This window comes from Streptomyces sp. NPDC014882 (assembly GCF_043081325.1).
Taxonomy (GTDB): Bacteria; Actinomycetota; Actinomycetes; order Streptomycetales; family Streptomycetaceae; genus Streptomyces.
In genome coordinates this window covers 101,107-116,899 of sequence record NZ_JBIBWL010000015.1, presented here as the reverse complement: position 1 = coordinate 116,899, position 15,793 = coordinate 101,107, and the positions used below count along the sequence as shown (strand labels likewise).

Below are 15,793 nucleotides of genomic sequence, written 5' to 3'. Positions count from 1 at the left end.
TTAAGCCATGGGACTCGAAGAAAAGCTGCCGAGCGGTTTCCTGCTGACCACCGTCGAACAGGCCGCGGGCTGGGTGCGCAAGTCGTCCGTCTTCCCCGCCACGTTCGGCCTCGCCTGCTGCGCCATCGAGATGATGACCACCGGCGCGGGCCGCTACGACCTGGCGCGCTTCGGCATGGAGGTCTTCCGCGGTTCGCCCCGTCAGGCGGACCTGATGATCGTGGCCGGCCGGGTCAGCCAGAAGATGGCGCCGGTGCTGCGGCAGGTCTACGACCAGATGCCGAACCCGAAGTGGGTGATCTCCATGGGGGTGTGCGCGTCCTCGGGCGGCATGTTCAACAACTACGCCATCGTCCAGGGCGTCGACCACGTCGTCCCCGTCGACATCTACCTCCCCGGCTGCCCGCCGCGCCCCGAGATGCTGATGGACGCGATCCTCAAGCTCCACCACAAGATCCAGAACTCCAAGCTGGGCGTGAACGCCGAGGAAGCGGCCCGCGAGGCGGAGGAAGCGGCGCTCAAGGCCCTGCCCATGATCGAGATGAAGGGGCTGCTGCGGTGAGCGACGCCAACGGCACCGGCGCGGGGGCCGCGGAACCCAACCCCGAGAAGGACCTCTCCGCCTCCAACCTCCCCGGACAGCGCGGCCAGGGCGGCGAGGAGATCCGCGTCCAGCGCGGCATGTTCGGCGCCCGCAACGGCGGTGACACCTCCGGTTACGGCGGCCTGGTCCGCTCGGTGCGCCTGCCTGGTGCGACCGCCCGCCCCTACGGCGGCTGGTTCGACGAGGTCGCCGACGAACTCGAGGGCGCGCTGGAGGAGCAGGGGCTCCTGCCCGAGAACGCGATCGAGAGGACGGTCGTCGACCGCGGCGAACTCACCTTCCACATCGAGCGCGAGCACCTCGTCCGCGTCGCCCGCACCCTGCGGGACGACCCGGCCCTGCGCTTCGAACTCTGCACGGGGGTGAGCGGCGTCCACTACCCGAACGACAAGGGGCGCGAGCTGCACGCCGTCTACCACCTGCGCTCGATCACCCACAACCGGCTGATCCGGCTCGAGGTGAGCACCCCGGACTCCGACCGGCACGTCCCGTCCCTGGTCTCCGTCTACCCGACCAACGACTGGCACGAGCGCGAGACCTACGACTTCTTCGGGATCGTCTTCGACGGTCACCCGGCCCTGACGCGGATCATGATGCCGGACGACTGGCAGGGCCACCCCCAGCGCAAGGACTACCCCCTCGGCGGCATCCCCGTCGAGTACAAGGGCGCCCAGATCCCGGCTCCGGACCAGCGGAGGTCCTACTCGTGAGCACTCAGTCAGCATCCGCCGCGTCGGCACGCGAGACCACCGAGGGCACCGTCTACACGGTCACCGGTGGCGACTGGGACGAGGTCGTCCGGTCCGCGGCCCGCGCCGACGACGAACGCATCGTCGTCAACATGGGTCCCCAGCACCCCTCCACCCACGGCGTGCTCCGCCTGATCCTGGAGATCGACGGTGAGACGGTCACCGAGGCCCGCTGCGGCATCGGCTACCTGCACACCGGCATCGAGAAGAACCTCGAGTTCCGCACGTGGACGCAGGGCACCACCTTCGTGACGCGCATGGACTACCTGACGTCCTTCTTCAACGAGACCGCCTACTGCCTCGCCGTCGAGAAGCTCCTCGGCGTCGAGGACCAGATCACCGACCGGGCCAAGATCATCCGAGTGCTCCTGATGGAGCTGAACCGGATGTCCTCCCACCTGGTGTGCATCGCCACCGGCGGCATGGAGCTCGGCGCCACCACGATCATGATCTACGGGTTCCGCGACCGTGAACTCATCCTCGACATCTACGAGCTCATCACCGGCCTGCGGATGAACCACGCGTACATCCGCCCCGGCGGACTCGCCCAGGACCTGCCGCCCGGCGCGGTGGACCAGATCCGCGAGTTCGTGAAGAAGATGAAGAAGAACCTCCCGGAGTACGACAAGCTCGCCACCGGGAACCCCATCTTCAAGGCCCGCATGCAGGACATCGGCTACCTCGACCTGGCCGGCTGCACGGCCCTCGGCGCCACCGGCCCGATCCTGCGCGCCACCGGCCTGCCGCACGACCTGCGCAAGAGCCAGCCCTACTGCGACTACGAGACGTACGACTTCGACGTCCCGACCGCCGACTCCTGCGACGCCTACGGCCGCTTCCTGATCCGCCTGGAGGAGATGCGCCAGTCGCTCAGGATCGTCGAGCAGTGCCTGGACCGGCTCCAGCCCGGCCCGGTCATGGTCCCCGACAAGAAGATCGCCTGGCCCGCCCAGCTCGCCCTGGGCCCGGACGGCCTCGGCAACTCCCTCGACCACATCAAGAAGATCATGGGCACCTCCATGGAGGCCCTGATCCACCACTTCAAGCTGGTCACCGAGGGCTTCCGCGTCCCGCCGGGACAGGCGTACGCGGCCGTCGAGTCGCCCAAGGGCGAACTCGGGGTGCACGCCGTGTCCGACGGCGGCACCCGCCCCTACCGGGTCCACTTCCGCGACCCGTCCTTCACCAATCTCCAGGCCATGGCGGCGATGTGCGAGGGCGGCCAGGTCGCCGACGTGATCGTCGCCGTGGCGTCCATCGACCCCGTGATGGGAGGCGTCGACCGGTGACCACCTCTTCTTCGGAGCGGGGCGTCAGCCTGGGCATGCCCGAGCTGCCCGCGCCCGCCTACCCGGACGACGTCCGCGCCCGGCTGGAGGCCGACGCGCGCGAGATCGTCGCCCGCTACCCCGACTCCCGCTCCGCGCTCCTGCCCCTGCTGCACCTCGTGCAGTCGGAGGAGGGACACGTCACGCGCACCGGGATGCGGTTCTGCGCCGACGTCCTCGGCCTGACCACCGCCGAGGTCACCGCGGTCGCGACCTTCTACACCATGTACCGGCGCCGGCCGAGCGGTGACTACCAGGTGGGCGTGTGCACCAACACCCTCTGCGCGGTGATGGGCGGGGACGCCATCTACGAGGCGCTCCAGGACCACCTCGGCGTCGGCAACGGCGAGACCACCGACGACGGCAAGGTCACCCTGGAGCACATCGAGTGCAACGCGGCCTGCGACTACGCGCCGGTCGTGATGGTCAACTGGGAGTTCTTCGACAACCAGACCGTGCAGAGCGCGAAGCGGCTGGTGGACGACCTGCGCGGCGGCCGTACCGTCTCGCCCACGCGCGGGGCGCCGCTGTGCACCTTCAAGGAGACCGCCCGGATCCTGGCGGGATTCCCCGACGAGCGCGAGGGCGCCGTCGAGGCGAGCGGCGGCGCGGGGCCCGCGTCGCTGGTGGGTCTCCGCCTGGCGAAGGGGGAGACCGCACCCGCGCGCGTGGTCCACCCGCGCGACGGCGGACCGCACGACGCGCCGCAGGACGGGGCCGTGCACGACCCGTCGCCGACGCGGCACCTCAGCTCGCACGACGCGCCGCAGGACACGTCGGCCTCCGACCCCGCCCACCCGGCAGGGCCCACCGCCGAGGAGGGGGAGTGATGACCTTGGCACCCGAACTGAAGGACACCGGCCCCGAGAAGCTGCTGGCACCCGTGCTGTCGGCCTTCTGGGACGAGGACCGGTCCTGGACGCTGGACGTGTACCGACGGCACGAGGGGTACGAGGGACTCCGCAAGGCGCTCGCCATGTCGCCGGACGACCTGATCGCGTACGTCAAGGAATCCGGTCTGCGCGGCCGCGGCGGCGCGGGATTCCCCACGGGAATGAAATGGCAGTTCATCCCCCAGGGGGACGGGAAACCGCACTACCTGGTCGTCAACGCCGACGAGTCGGAGCCCGGCACCTGCAAGGACATCCCGCTCCTCTTCGCGAACCCGCACAGCCTCATCGAGGGCATCGTGATCGCGTGCTACGCCATCAGGTCGTCCCACGCCTTCGTCTACCTGCGGGGCGAGGTCGTCCCCGTGCTGCGGCGGCTGCACGAGGCCGTGCGCGAGGCCTACGCGGCGGGCTACCTCGGCGAGAACATCCTGGGCAGCGGACTCGACCTCGAACTCACCGTGCACGCCGGCGCCGGCGCGTACATCTGCGGTGAGGAGACCGCGCTGCTGGACTCGCTCGAAGGCCGCCGCGGACAACCGCGGCTGCGTCCTCCCTTCCCCGCCGTCGCGGGCCTCTACGCGTGCCCGACCGTGGTGAACAACGTCGAGTCGATCGCGTCGGTCCCCGCGATCCTGCAGAACGGCAAGGAATGGTTCCGGTCGATGGGCAGCGAGAAGTCCCCGGGCTTCACGCTCTACTCGCTCAGCGGCCACGTCGCCAGCCCCGGCCAGTACGAGGCACCCCTCGGCATCACCCTCCGTCAGCTCCTCGAGATGAGCGGCGGCATGCGACCGGGCCACCGCCTCAAGTTCTGGACGCCGGGCGGCTCCTCCACGCCGATGTTCACCGACGAGCACCTCGACGTCCCCCTCGACTACGAAGGAGTGGGCGCCGCGGGTTCCATGCTCGGCACGAAGGCGCTCCAGTGCTTCGACGAGACGACCTGCGTGGTGCGGGCCGTGACCCGCTGGACCGAGTTCTACGCCCACGAGTCCTGCGGCAAGTGCACTCCCTGCCGGGAGGGCACCTACTGGCTGGTGCAGCTGATGCGGGACATCGAGGCCGGCAAGGGCGCCATGTCCGACCTCGACAAGCTCAACGACATCGCCGACAACATCAACGGCAAGTCCTTCTGCGCCCTCGGCGACGGTGCCGCCTCGCCGATCTTCTCCTCGCTCAAGTACTTCCGCGAGGAGTACGAGCAGCACATCACGGGCCGCGGCTGCCCCTTCGACCCGGCCAAGTCGACGGCCTGGGCCGACCGTACGGAGGTGAACGCATGACGGTGACCACCAGCGCTCCCTCCGGGGGCGGAGAGGCGGCTCCCCCGCCGGAGGACCTCGTGACGCTGACCATCGACGGCGCGGAGATCAGCGTGCCCAAGGGCACCCTGGTCATCCGGGCCGCCGAACAGCTCGGCGTCGAGATCCCGCGCTTCTGCGACCACCCGCTCCTCGACCCGGTCGGCGCCTGCCGACAGTGCATCGTCGAGGTCGAGGGCCAGCGCAAGCCGATGGCGTCCTGCACGATCACGTGCACGGACGGGATGGTGGTGAAGACCCAGCTCACCTCCCCGGTGGCCGAGAAGGCGCAGCACGGCGTGATGGAGCTGCTCCTCATCAACCACCCGCTGGACTGCCCGGTCTGCGACAAGGGCGGCGAGTGCCCCCTGCAGAACCAGGCCATGTCGCACGGCAACGCCGAGTCCCGCTTCGAGGGCCGCAAGCGGACCTACGAGAAGCCCGTCCCGATCTCCACGCAGGTGCTGCTCGACCGCGAGCGCTGCGTGCTGTGCGCCCGCTGCACCCGGTTCTCGAAGCAGGTCGCGGGCGACCCGATGATCGAACTGATCGAGCGGGGCGCGCTCCAGCAGGTCGGTACCGGCGAGGGCGACCCCTTCGAGTCGTACTTCTCCGGCAACACCATCCAGATCTGCCCGGTGGGCGCGCTCACCTCGGCGGCCTACCGGTTCCGCTCGCGGCCCTTCGACCTGATCTCCACGCCGTCCGTCTGCGAGCACTGCTCGGGCGGCTGCGCGACGCGCACCGACCACCGGCGCGGCAAGGTCATGCGACGGCTCGCCGCCGACGACCCCGAGGTCAACGAGGAGTGGATCTGCGACAAGGGGCGGTTCGGGTTCCGGTACGCCCAGCAGCGCGACCGGCTCGCCACCCCGCTCGTGCGCAACGCCGAGGGCGACCTCCAGCCGGCCTCCTGGCCGGAGGCGCTGCAGATCGCGGCCCAGGGGCTGCTCGCCTCGCGCGGCCGGACCGGCGTCCTGACCGGCGGCCGGCTGACCGTCGAGGACGCCTACGCGTACAGCAAGTTCGCGCGCGTGGCGCTCGACACCAACGACATCGACTTCCGCGCGCGCGTGCACAGCGGTGAGGAGGCCGACTTCCTGGCGTCCAGGGTGGCGGGCCGCGGCCGTGACCTCGACGGCAGCGGCATCACGTACACGACGCTGGAGAAGGCGCCCGCCGTCCTGCTCGTCGGATTCGAGTCCGAGGAGGAGGCGCCCGGCGTCTTCCTGCGACTGCGCAAGGCCTGGCGCAAGCACGGGCAGAAGGTGTTCTCGCTGGCCACCCACGCCACCCGCGGCCTGGAGAAGGCCGGCGGCACCCTGCTGCCGGCCGCTCCGGGCACCGAGACCGAGTGGCTGGACGCGCTGGCCGGCGGCGTCGGCCTGGAGGACGAGCCGGGGAGCCGGGCCGCCGAGGCGCTGCGCGCCGGCGGCGCGGTGATCGTCGTCGGTGAGCGGCTCGCCGCCGTCGCGGGCGGCCTCACCGCCGTCGTCCGCGCGGCCGCCGCGACCGGGGCGGACCTGGTGTGGATCCCGCGCCGGGCCGGGGAGCGGGGCGCCGTCGAGGCGGGCGCGCTGCCGTCGCTGCTGCCGGGCGGACGCCCGGCCACCGACCCGCGCGCGCGGGAGGAGGTCGCCGCCGCCTGGGGCGTCGCCGAACTCCCGGCGCGCTACGGCCGCGACACCGGGCAGATCATCGAGGCCGCCGCGCGCGGCGAGCTGCAGGCGCTGCTCGTCGCCGGGGTGGAGGTGGCCGACCTGCCCGACCCGGCACGCGCGCGCGAGGCGCTCGCCGAGGCCGGCTTCGTGGTGTCGCTGGAGCTGCGCCCCGGCGAGGTCACCGACCGTGCCGACGTGGTCCTGCCCGTCGCCGCGGTCGCCGAGAAGGCGGGCGCCTTCCTCAACTGGGAGGGCCGGGTGCGCTTCTTCGAGGCCGCGCTCAAGCCCGACCAGATGACGCGCCGTCCGGCACCGACCGACGCGCGCGTGCTGCAGATGCTCGCCGACGCCATGGACGTCCACCTGGGCCTGCCGGACCTGCGCACCACGCGCGCGGAGCTGGACCGGCTCGGCGCCTGGGACGGGCCGCGGGCCACCGCGCCGCTGGACACCGCCGGCGTCCTGCCGCGGCCCGCCGCCGGCGAGGCCGTCCTCGCCGGGCACCGGCTGCTGCTCGACCGGGGCCTCCTCCAGCAGGGCGACGAGGCGCTCGCCGGCACCCGGCACGCCGCCCGCGCGCGCGTGTCCGCCGCCACGGCCGCCGAGGCCGGCGTCGGGGACGGCGACACGCTCGCCGTGACCGGCACCGCCGGAACGGTCGAACTCCCGCTGGAGATCACGGAGATGCCCGACCGGGTGGTGTGGCTCCCGCTGAACTCCACGGGCGGGGGAGTCGCCTCCGACACCGGCGCCCGACCCGGCTCCCTCGTCCGCATCGGCCCGGCGGCGTCCGCCGCCGAGGCCCCCCAGGAGGTGGAGGCATGAGCCCGTACCTCGCCGCTGAAGACCTCTCGATGTTCGGCCACGACCCCTGGTGGCTGGTCGTGATCAAGGCGGTGTTCTGCTTCGCCTTCCTGATGCTGACCGTGCTGTTCTCCATCGTCTGGGAGCGCAAGGTCGTCGCCTGGATGCAGCTGCGCATCGGCCCCAACCGGCACGGCCCCTGGGGCATGCTCCAGTCGCTCGCCGACGGCATCAAGCTGATGCTCAAGGAAGACCTGATCGTCAAGCGCGCCGACAAGGTGGTGTACGTCCTCGCGCCGGTCGTCGCGGCCGTCCCGGCCTTCATGGCGATCGCGGTGATCCCCTTCGGCCCGGCCGGCAACGAGATCTCGATCTTCGGGCAGCGCACCACGATGCAGCTCACCGACCTGCCGATCGCGATGCTCTACATCCTCGCGGTCGCCTCGATCGGCATCTACGGCATCGTCCTCGCCGGCTGGAGCTCCGGATCCACCTACCCGCTCCTGGGCGGCCTGCGCTCCTGCGCGCAGATGATCTCGTACGAGATCGCGATGGGCGCCGCGTTCGCCTCGGTGTTCCTCTACTCCGGGTCGATGTCGACGTCGACCATCGTCGAGCAGCAGCAGGACCGCTGGTACATCCTCCTGCTGCCGGTCTCCTTCATCCTCTACATCGTCACGATGGTCGGCGAGACCAACCGCGCCCCGTTCGACATGCCGGAGTCCGAGGGCGACCTGGTCGGCGGCTTCAACACCGAGTACTCGTCGATCAAGTTCGCGATGTTCATGCTCGCCGAGTACGTGAACATGGTGACGGTCTCGGCCGTGGCGACCACGCTCTTCCTCGGCGGCTGGCGGGCCCCCTGGCCGGTCAGCACCTTCTGGGAGGGCGCGAACCACGGCTGGTGGCCGATGCTCTGGTTCGTCGTCAAGGTCCAGCTGCTGCTGTTCTTCTTCATCTGGCTGCGCGGCACGCTGCCCCGGGTCCGCTACGACCAGCTCATGAAGCTCGGCTGGAAGGTCCTCATCCCGGTCTCGGTGGTCTGGCTGATGCTCGTCGCGACCGTGCGGACCCTGCGCAACGAGAACTACGACTTCGCCGACATCGCCCTCTACGTCGGCGGCGGCGTCCTGGTCCTGCTGCTGCTCTCCTTCATCGCGGACATGTTCCGCGGCGGGGACAAGGAGGAGCCGGCCCCGGCCGAGCCCGCCGCCTTCGACCCGATGGCGGGCGGGTTCCCCGTACCGCCGCTGCCGGGACAGGAGCTGCCACCGGTGCCCAGGCGCCGTCCGCGCCGGGAGCGGGAGCTGATTGTCAGTGGTGGGCCCGATACTCACAGTGACGGACCGCTGGAGGAAAAGGAGGCGTCCGATGGCTGAGGAGCCCAAGGAGGCCGGGCAGCCGAAGCCCGGCTTCCAGAACCCGGTGGCCGGTTTCGGCGTGACCTTCAAGGCCATGTTCAAGAAGCGGCTCACCGAGCAGTACCCCGAGCAGGAGAAGACCACCGCTCCCCGGTTCCACGGACGGCACCAGCTCAACCGCCATCCGGACGGTCTGGAGAAGTGCGTCGGCTGCGAGCTGTGCGCCTGGGCCTGCCCCGCCGACGCCATCTACGTCGAGGGTGCCGACAACACCGAGGAGGAGCGCTACTCCCCGGGCGAGCGGTACGGGCGCGTCTACCAGATCAACTACGCCCGCTGCATCCTGTGCGGCCTGTGCATCGAGGCGTGTCCCACCCGCGCGCTGACGATGACCAACGAGTTCGAACTGGCCGACAGCAGCCGCGCCAACCTGATCTACACCAAGGAGCAGCTGCTGGCCGGCCTGGACGAGGGCATGGTCGACAGCCCGCACGCCATCTACCCCGGCATGGACGAGAAGGACTACTACCTGGGCCTGGTGACGGAGGCCGCGCCCGGCACCGAGCGGCAGGCCGCGCTCTCCCAGGGCGAGGTCCCGCAGGAGGCCGCCGCCACGTCCGGCGAGAACGAGCCCGCCTCCGGGGAGGTGATCGGCCGATGAGCGCACAGCTCGCCGCCTACTCCACCTCCACCGGCGAGGCGGTCCAGTTCTGGGTGCTGGGCACCGTCGCCGTGATCGGCGCCCTGTGCACCGTCTTCATGCGCAGGGCCGTGCACAGCGCGCTCTGCCTCGCCGGAACCATGATCGTCCTGGCGGTGTTCTACCTCGCCAACGGCGCCTACTTCCTGGGCGTCGTGCAGATCGTCGTCTACACCGGCGCGATCATGATGCTGTTCCTGTTCGTGGTGATGCTCGTCGGCGTCACCGCCGCGGACTCCCTGAAGGAGACCATCAAGGGCCAGCGCTGGCTGGCCCTCGTCTGCGGCCTCGGCTTCGGCATCCTGCTGGTCGCCGGCATCGGCAACGCCTCCCTGACGGAGTTCGGCGGCCTCACGGAGGCCAACGCGGGCGGCAACGTGGAGGGCCTCGCGGCCCTGATCTTCACCAAGTACGTCTTCGCCTTCGAGATCACCGGCGCCCTGCTCATCACGGCCGCCGTCGGCGCCATGGTGCTCACCCACCGCGAGCGCACCGAGCGGGCGAAGACCCAGCGCGAGCTGTCCGAACAGCGCGTCCGCGAGGGCGTCCACCTGCCGCCGCTGCCCGCGCCCGGTGTGTACGCGCGGCACAACGCCGTGGACATCGCCGGCCTGCTGCCCGACGGCACCCCGTCGGACCTCACCGTCAGCAAGACGCTGCGGGAGCGCGGCCAGGTCCGGGACGTGTCCGCGGAGGCGCTCAACAGCCTCAAGGCGATCGAGCAGCGCGCCGCGGAGCGTCTGGAACGCACCCCGATCGAGCCGCCGACCTTCAAGCGGGCCGAGGAGGCGTCGAAGTGAACCCCGTCAACTATCTGTACCTCGCCGCCCTGTTGTTCACGATCGGCGCGACGGGCGTCCTGATCAGGCGCAACGCGATCGTCGTGTTCATGTGCATCGAGCTGATGCTCAACGCCTGCAACCTCGCGTTCGTCGCCTTCTCCCGCATGCACGGCAACCTCGACGGCCAGATCATCGCCTTCTTCACGATGGTCGTCGCCGCGGCGGAGGTCGTGGTGGGACTCGCGATCATCGTGTCGCTGTTCCGTTCCCGCCACTCGGCCTCGGTCGACGACGCCAGCCTGATGAAGCTGTAAGGGGTCGGAAGAATCGTGGAGAACCTGATTGCGCTGCTGATCGCGGCGCCCCTGCTCGGAGCGGCCGTCCTCCTGGTCGGCGGCCGGCGGCTCGACGCCGTCGGCCACTGGCTCGGCACACTGCTGGCGGCCGTCTCCTTCGTGATCGGCCTCGTCCTCTTCGCCGACCTGCTCGGCAGGGACGCCGAGGACCGGACGCTCACGCAACACCTGTTCAGCTGGATCCCGGTCGAGGGCTTCCAGGCGGACGCCGCCTTCCGCGTCGACCAGCTGTCGATGACGTTCGTCCTGCTGATCACGGGCGTCGGCTCGCTGATCCACCTGTACTCGATCGGGTACATGGAGCACGACGAGCGCCGCCGCCGCTTCTTCGGCTACCTGAACCTGTTCCTGGCGGCGATGCTCCTCCTCGTCCTCGCCGACAACTACCTGCTGCTGTACGTCGGCTGGGAGGGCGTCGGCCTCGCCTCCTACCTGCTGATCGGCTTCTGGCAGCACAAGCCCAGCGCCGCCACCGCGGCGAAGAAGGCCTTCCTGGTCAACCGCGTCGGTGACGTGGGCCTGTCGATCGCCGTCATGCTGATGTTCACCACCTTCGGCACCTTCGCCTTCGGCCCCCTGCTCGGCACGCCCGAGGAGGCCGGCCTCGCCGGCGGGGCGAGCGAGGGCACGCTCACCGCGATCGCCCTGATGCTGCTGCTCGCGGCCTGCGGCAAGTCCGCCCAGGTGCCGCTGCAGTCCTGGCTCGGGGACGCCATGGAGGGCCCGACGCCCGTCTCGGCCCTCATCCACGCGGCCACGATGGTGACCGCCGGCGTCTACCTGATCGTCCGCTCCGCGGCGATCTTCAACCTGGCGCCCGACGCACAGCTCGTCGTCACGATCGTCGGCGCCGTCACGCTCCTGTTCGGTGCGATCGTCGGTTGCGCGAAGGACGACATCAAGAAGGCCCTGGCCGGCTCGACCATGTCGCAGATCGGCTACATGGTGCTGGCGGCCGGCCTCGGCCCCATCGGCTACGTCTTCGCGATCATGCACCTCGTGACGCACGGCTTCTTCAAGGCCGGCCTGTTCCTCGGCGCCGGTTCGGTCATGCACGGCATGAACGACGAGGTCGACATGCGCAAGTACGGCGGCCTGCGGAAGTACATGCCGGTCACCTTCATCACGTTCGGCCTGGGCTACCTCGCCATCATCGGCTTCCCGGGGCTGTCCGGCTTCTTCTCCAAGGACAAGATCATCGAGGCCGCCTTCGCCAAGGGCGGCACCGAGGGCTGGATCCTCGGCGGCTGCGCGCTGCTGGGCGCGGCCATCACGGCGTACTACATGACGCGCGTGATGCTGATGACGTTCTTCGGCGAGGAGCGCTGGAAGAACCGGCCCACGCGTTCACCCGAGGCGCCGAGCGCCGAGCCCGCCGCCGCGCACGGCGGTGAGGCCGCGTCCGGTCACGCCGCCGCGACGGCGGAGCCGCACCCGCACGAGTCCCCGAGGTCCATGACGGTCCCGATGATCGTGCTGGCCTTCGGATCGGTGTTCGCCGGCGCCTTCTTCAGCATCGGCGACCGCTTCCTGCACTGGCTGGAGCCCGTCACGGGCCACAGCCACGGCGACGCGCCGGTCAGCGCCCTCACGGTCACCCTCGCCACCATGGTGGTGCTGGTGATCGGCGTCGCGGTCGCCTACCTCCAGTACGGCCGCCGCCCCGTCCCGGTCGTCGCCCCGCGCGGCTCCCTGCTCACCCGGGCCGCCCGGCGCGACCTCCTCCAGGACGACTTCAACCACGTCGTCCTGGTCCGCGGCGGCGAACACCTCACCCGGTCCCTGGTGTACGTCGACCACACCCTGGTCGACGGCGTCGTCAACGGCACGGCGGCCTCGGTCGGCGGCCTCTCCGGACGCCTGCGCAAGCTCCAGAACGGCTTCGCGCGGTCGTACGCGGTCTCGATGTTCGGCGGTGCGGCGGTCCTCATCGCCGCCACCCTGCTGATGAGGGCGGTCTGATACCGATGTCCTTTCCCCTGCTGACAGCGACGGCGGCGCTCCCCGCGATCGGGGCGGTCGCCACGGCCGCCGTCCCGGCCGCGCGGCGCAACGCCGCCAAGACGCTGGCGCTGCTGTTCTCCCTCGCCACGCTCGTCCTCGCGATCGTCGTCCTGGTCCGCTTCGACCCGGACGGCGACCGCTACCAGCTCACCGAGTCCCACTCCTGGATCGCCGAGTTCGGCGTCCGGTACGAACTCGGCGTGGACGGCATCGCGGTGGCGCTCATCGCGCTCACGGCGCTGCTGATCCCGTTCATCATCCTCGCGAGCTGGCACGACGCAGACCCGATGGAGACCGGCAGCCGGCGGTGGCGGCCGACGCAGGGCTTCTTCGCCCTGGTCCTCGCCGTCGAGGCGATGGTGATCATCTCCTTCGAGGCCACCGACGTCTTCCTGTTCTACATCTTCTTCGAAGCCATGCTGATCCCGATGTACTTCCTCATCGGCGGCTTCGGGGACCGGGCCCACGAGCACGGCGAGGAGGTGGCGTCCACCCAGCGGTCGTACGCGGCCGTGAAGTTCCTCCTCTACAACCTGGCCGGCGGACTGATCATGCTGGCCGCGGTGATCGGGCTGTACGTGGCCGCCGGGAACTTCTCGCTGACGGAGATCGCCGAGGCCCGGGCCGACGGCTCGCTCGACATGGCGACGAACACCGAACGCTGGCTGTTCCTCGGCTTCTTCTTCGCCTTCGCCGTGAAGGCACCCCTGTGGCCGCTCCACACCTGGCTGCCCAACGCCATGGGGGAGGCCACCACCCCGGTCGCCGTCCTCATCACGGCGGTCGTCGACAAGGTCGGCACCTTCGCGATGCTGCGCTTCTGCCTCCAGCTCTTCCCGGAGGCCAGCAAGTGGGCCACGCCCGTGGTCCTCGTCCTCGCCGTGATCAGCATCATCTACGGCGCGCTGCTCGCCGTCGGGCAGCGGGACATCAAGCGGCTGGTGGCGTACGCGTCGATCTCGCACTTCGGCTTCATCATCCTGGGCATCTTCGCGATGACCAGCCAGGGCCAGTCGGGCGCGACGCTCTACATGGTCAACCACGGCATCTCGACGGCCGCCCTGATGCTGGTCGCCGGCTTCCTCATCTCGCGGCGCGGCTCGCGGCTCATCGCCGACTACGGCGGCGTGCAGAAGGTCGCCCCCGTGCTGGCCGGCACCTTCCTGATCGGCGGCCTCGCGACCCTGTCGCTGCCGGGACTGGCACCGTTCGTGAGCGAGTTCCTGGTCCTGGTGGGGACGTTCTCGCGCTATCCGGTGATCGGCATCGTCGCCACGTTCGGCATCGTCCTCGCCGCGCTCTACACCCTCGTCCTCTACCAGAGGACGATGACCGGTCCCGTCAGGCCCGAGGTCGCCGCGATGCCGGACCTCCGCCCGCGTGAGCTGATGGTCGTCGCCCCGCTGATCGTCCTGCTGATCTTCCTGGGCGTCTACCCGAAGCCCGTCACGGACATCGTCGACCCGGCGGTCAGGCAGACGCTGTCCGACGTACACAAGAAGGACCCCCGGCCCGAGGTGGAGGCGGCCAAGTGAGCACAGCAGCCGTCCACAGTCTGTGGACAACCGCGGCCGACCCGATCTCGAAGATCGACGCGCCGAAGATCGAATACGCACAGCTGTCGCCCACCCTGATCGTCGTGGGCGCGGCCGTCGTCGGGATCCTGGTCGAGGCGTTCGTGCCGCGCCGGTCCCGCTACCACGCCCAACTGTTCCTCTCCGTGCTCGCGTTGATCGCCGCGTTCGCCGCGGTGGTGGCGCTGGCCGCGGACGGATACGGCACCACCAGGGCGCACATCGCGGCGATGGGCGCGATCGCGGTCGACGGACCGGCCCTGTTCCTCCAGGGCACGATCCTGCTGGCCGCCCTGGTGGGACTGTTCACCTTCGCCGAACGGCGGCTCGACCCCGAGGCGCACGGCAGCCGCGTCGACTCCTTCGCCGCCCAGGCCGCCTCCGTGCCGGGCAGCGACAGCGAGAAGGCGGCGGTCAGGGCGGGCTTCACCACCACCGAGGTCTTCCCGCTGCTGCTGTTCGCCGTCGCGGGCATGCTGGTCTTCCCGGCGGCCAACGACCTGCTGACCCTCTTCATCGCCCTGGAGGTCTTCTCGCTGCCGCTGTACCTGCTGTGCGCGCTGGCCCGCCGCAAGCGGCTGCTGTCCCAGGAGGCGGCGGTCAAGTACTTCCTGCTCGGCTCCTTCGCCTCCGCGTTCACCCTGTTCGGCATCGCCCTGCTGTACGGGTACGCCGGCTCGGTGTCGTACGCGACGATCGCGCAGGTCGTCGACGGCACGGTCGCGAACGTCAGCCCGGCCCTCGCCGACACCATGGGCAACGACGTGCTGCTGCTCATCGGCGCCGCGATGATCGTCATGGGGCTGCTGTTCAAGGTGGGCGCCGTGCCGTTCCACATGTGGACGCCGGACGTCTACCAGGGCGCGCCGACCCCCGTCACCGGCTTCATGGCCGCCGCCACCAAGGTGGCCGCCTTCGGCGCGCTGCTGCGGATCCTCTACGTGGTGCTGCCGGGCCTGCGCTGGGACTGGCGGCCGGTCATGTGGGGCGTCGCCGTCGTCACCATGCTGGGCGGCGCGATCGTCGCGATCACCCAGACCGACATCAAGCGGCTGCTGGCGTACTCGTCGATCGCGCACGCCGGGTTCATCCTCGCGGGTGTCATCGCGACCACGCCGGACGGCGTCTCGTCGGTCCTGTTCTACCTGGCCGCGTACTCGTTCGTGACGATCGGCGCGTTCGCCGTGGTGACGCTGGTGCGGGACGCCGGCGGCGAGGCGACGCACCTGTCCAAGTGGGCCGGGCTGGGCCGTCGGTCGCCGCTGGTGGCGGCCGTGTTCGCGGTGTTCCTGCTGGCCTTCGCCGGCATCCCGCTGACCTCCGGGTTCGCGGGCAAGTTCGCCGTGTTCAAGGCGGCGGCGGAGGGCGGTGCGGCGCCGCTCGTCGTGGTCGGTGTGATCTCGTCGGCGATCGCCGCGTTCTTCTACATCCGCGTCATCGTCCTGATGTTCTTCAGCGAGCCGCGGCCCGAGGGCCCCACCGTCGCCGTGCCGTCACCCCTGACGATGACGACGATCGGGGTGGGCGTGGCGGTCACCCTGGTGCTCGGCGTGGCGCCGCAGTACTTCCTGGACCTGGCGAGCCAGGCGGGGGTGTTCGTGCGCTGACCCGCGGAGCGTGTGCGACGGGCCCCGGCTCCCCGCGGAGGGAGCCGGGGCCCGTCCGTGCCGGGGCCC

The 15,793-nt window shown here is 70.4% G+C and carries 13 protein-coding genes; all 13 read left to right on the top strand.

Translation table 11 applies throughout. The features are described from left to right. The first annotated feature begins 7 nt into the window (after positions 1-7). Genes ACF09K_RS28415 through nuoN form a run of 13 tightly spaced genes read left to right on the top strand, consistent with a single transcriptional unit; the run spans position 8 to position 15,724 of the window. Positions 8-562, top strand: coding sequence for a NuoB/complex I 20 kDa subunit family protein (locus tag ACF09K_RS28415; RefSeq protein ID WP_392247984.1), 555 nt, complete (start codon positions 8-10; stop codon positions 560-562). Beyond that, positions 559-1,314, top strand: a complete 756-nt coding sequence (locus tag ACF09K_RS28410; RefSeq protein ID WP_392247982.1) for an NADH-quinone oxidoreductase subunit C — start codon at positions 559-561, stop codon at positions 1,312-1,314. The genes ACF09K_RS28415 and ACF09K_RS28410 overlap by 4 nt, the downstream gene beginning before the upstream one ends. Then, a complete protein-coding gene (locus ACF09K_RS28405) occupies positions 1,311-2,642 on the top strand; it encodes an NADH-quinone oxidoreductase subunit D (protein ID WP_392247981.1) in 1,332 nt (443 codons plus the stop codon). Before ACF09K_RS28410 ends, ACF09K_RS28405 begins: the two co-directional genes overlap by 4 nt. Next, positions 2,639-3,511: an NADH-quinone oxidoreductase subunit NuoE gene (nuoE, locus tag ACF09K_RS28400; protein WP_392247980.1), complete on the top strand. Its 873-nt coding sequence runs from the start codon at positions 2,639-2,641 to the stop codon at positions 3,509-3,511. Before ACF09K_RS28405 ends, nuoE begins: the two co-directional genes overlap by 4 nt. Next, positions 3,511-4,857: an NADH-quinone oxidoreductase subunit NuoF gene (gene nuoF / locus ACF09K_RS28395; protein WP_392247979.1), complete on the top strand. Its 1,347-nt coding sequence runs from the start codon at positions 3,511-3,513 to the stop codon at positions 4,855-4,857. Before nuoE ends, nuoF begins: the two co-directional genes overlap by 1 nt. Further along, positions 4,854-7,361, top strand: coding sequence for an NADH-quinone oxidoreductase subunit G (locus tag ACF09K_RS28390; protein ID WP_392247978.1), 2,508 nt, complete (start codon positions 4,854-4,856; stop codon positions 7,359-7,361). Before nuoF ends, ACF09K_RS28390 begins: the two co-directional genes overlap by 4 nt. Next, positions 7,358-8,719 carry an NADH-quinone oxidoreductase subunit NuoH gene (gene nuoH / locus ACF09K_RS28385; protein ID WP_392247977.1) on the top strand — a complete coding sequence of 454 codons (1,362 nt, stop codon included), beginning with the start codon at positions 7,358-7,360 and terminating at the stop codon, positions 8,717-8,719. The genes ACF09K_RS28390 and nuoH overlap by 4 nt, the downstream gene beginning before the upstream one ends. Continuing rightward, positions 8,712-9,362: an NADH-quinone oxidoreductase subunit NuoI gene (gene nuoI / locus ACF09K_RS28380; protein WP_392247976.1), complete on the top strand. Its 651-nt coding sequence runs from the start codon at positions 8,712-8,714 to the stop codon at positions 9,360-9,362. The genes nuoH and nuoI overlap by 8 nt, the downstream gene beginning before the upstream one ends. Further along, on the top strand, positions 9,359-10,201 hold the full coding sequence (locus ACF09K_RS28375; RefSeq protein WP_392247975.1) for an NADH-quinone oxidoreductase subunit J: 843 nt from the start codon (positions 9,359-9,361) through the stop codon (positions 10,199-10,201). Before nuoI ends, ACF09K_RS28375 begins: the two co-directional genes overlap by 4 nt. Continuing rightward, positions 10,198-10,497, top strand: a complete 300-nt coding sequence (gene nuoK / locus ACF09K_RS28370; RefSeq protein ID WP_003974374.1) for an NADH-quinone oxidoreductase subunit NuoK — start codon at positions 10,198-10,200, stop codon at positions 10,495-10,497. Before ACF09K_RS28375 ends, nuoK begins: the two co-directional genes overlap by 4 nt. A gap of 15 nt (positions 10,498-10,512) precedes the next feature. Next, complete coding sequence (nuoL, locus tag ACF09K_RS28365) at positions 10,513-12,501, top strand: NADH-quinone oxidoreductase subunit L (protein ID WP_392247974.1); 1,989 nt, start codon at positions 10,513-10,515, stop codon at positions 12,499-12,501. A gap of 5 nt (positions 12,502-12,506) precedes the next feature. Continuing rightward, positions 12,507-14,078, top strand: a complete 1,572-nt coding sequence (locus tag ACF09K_RS28360; protein ID WP_392247972.1) for an NADH-quinone oxidoreductase subunit M — start codon at positions 12,507-12,509, stop codon at positions 14,076-14,078. After that, positions 14,075-15,724 (top strand): NADH-quinone oxidoreductase subunit NuoN, encoded by a 1,650-nt coding sequence (gene nuoN / locus ACF09K_RS28355; protein WP_392247971.1) that lies wholly within the window; start codon positions 14,075-14,077, stop codon positions 15,722-15,724. The genes ACF09K_RS28360 and nuoN overlap by 4 nt, the downstream gene beginning before the upstream one ends. The last annotated feature ends 69 nt before the right edge of the window (positions 15,725-15,793 follow it).

What these genes read in the sequence shown, in the direction of transcription:
- nuoH (WP_392247977.1), top strand. Translation starts at nt 7,358, where the DNA reads ATGAGCCCGTACCTCGCCGCTGAAGACCTCTCGATGTTCGGCCACGAC.
- ACF09K_RS28390 (WP_392247978.1), top strand. Translation starts at nt 4,854, where the DNA reads ATGACGGTGACCACCAGCGCTCCCTCCGGGGGCGGAGAGGCGGCTCCC.
- ACF09K_RS28360 (WP_392247972.1), top strand. Translation starts at nt 12,507, where the DNA reads ATGTCCTTTCCCCTGCTGACAGCGACGGCGGCGCTCCCCGCGATCGGG.
- nuoF (WP_392247979.1), top strand. Translation starts at nt 3,511, where the DNA reads ATGACCTTGGCACCCGAACTGAAGGACACCGGCCCCGAGAAGCTGCTG.
- ACF09K_RS28375 (WP_392247975.1), top strand. Translation starts at nt 9,359, where the DNA reads ATGAGCGCACAGCTCGCCGCCTACTCCACCTCCACCGGCGAGGCGGTC.
- nuoI (WP_392247976.1), top strand. Translation starts at nt 8,712, where the DNA reads ATGGCTGAGGAGCCCAAGGAGGCCGGGCAGCCGAAGCCCGGCTTCCAG.
- ACF09K_RS28415 (WP_392247984.1), top strand. Translation starts at nt 8, where the DNA reads ATGGGACTCGAAGAAAAGCTGCCGAGCGGTTTCCTGCTGACCACCGTC.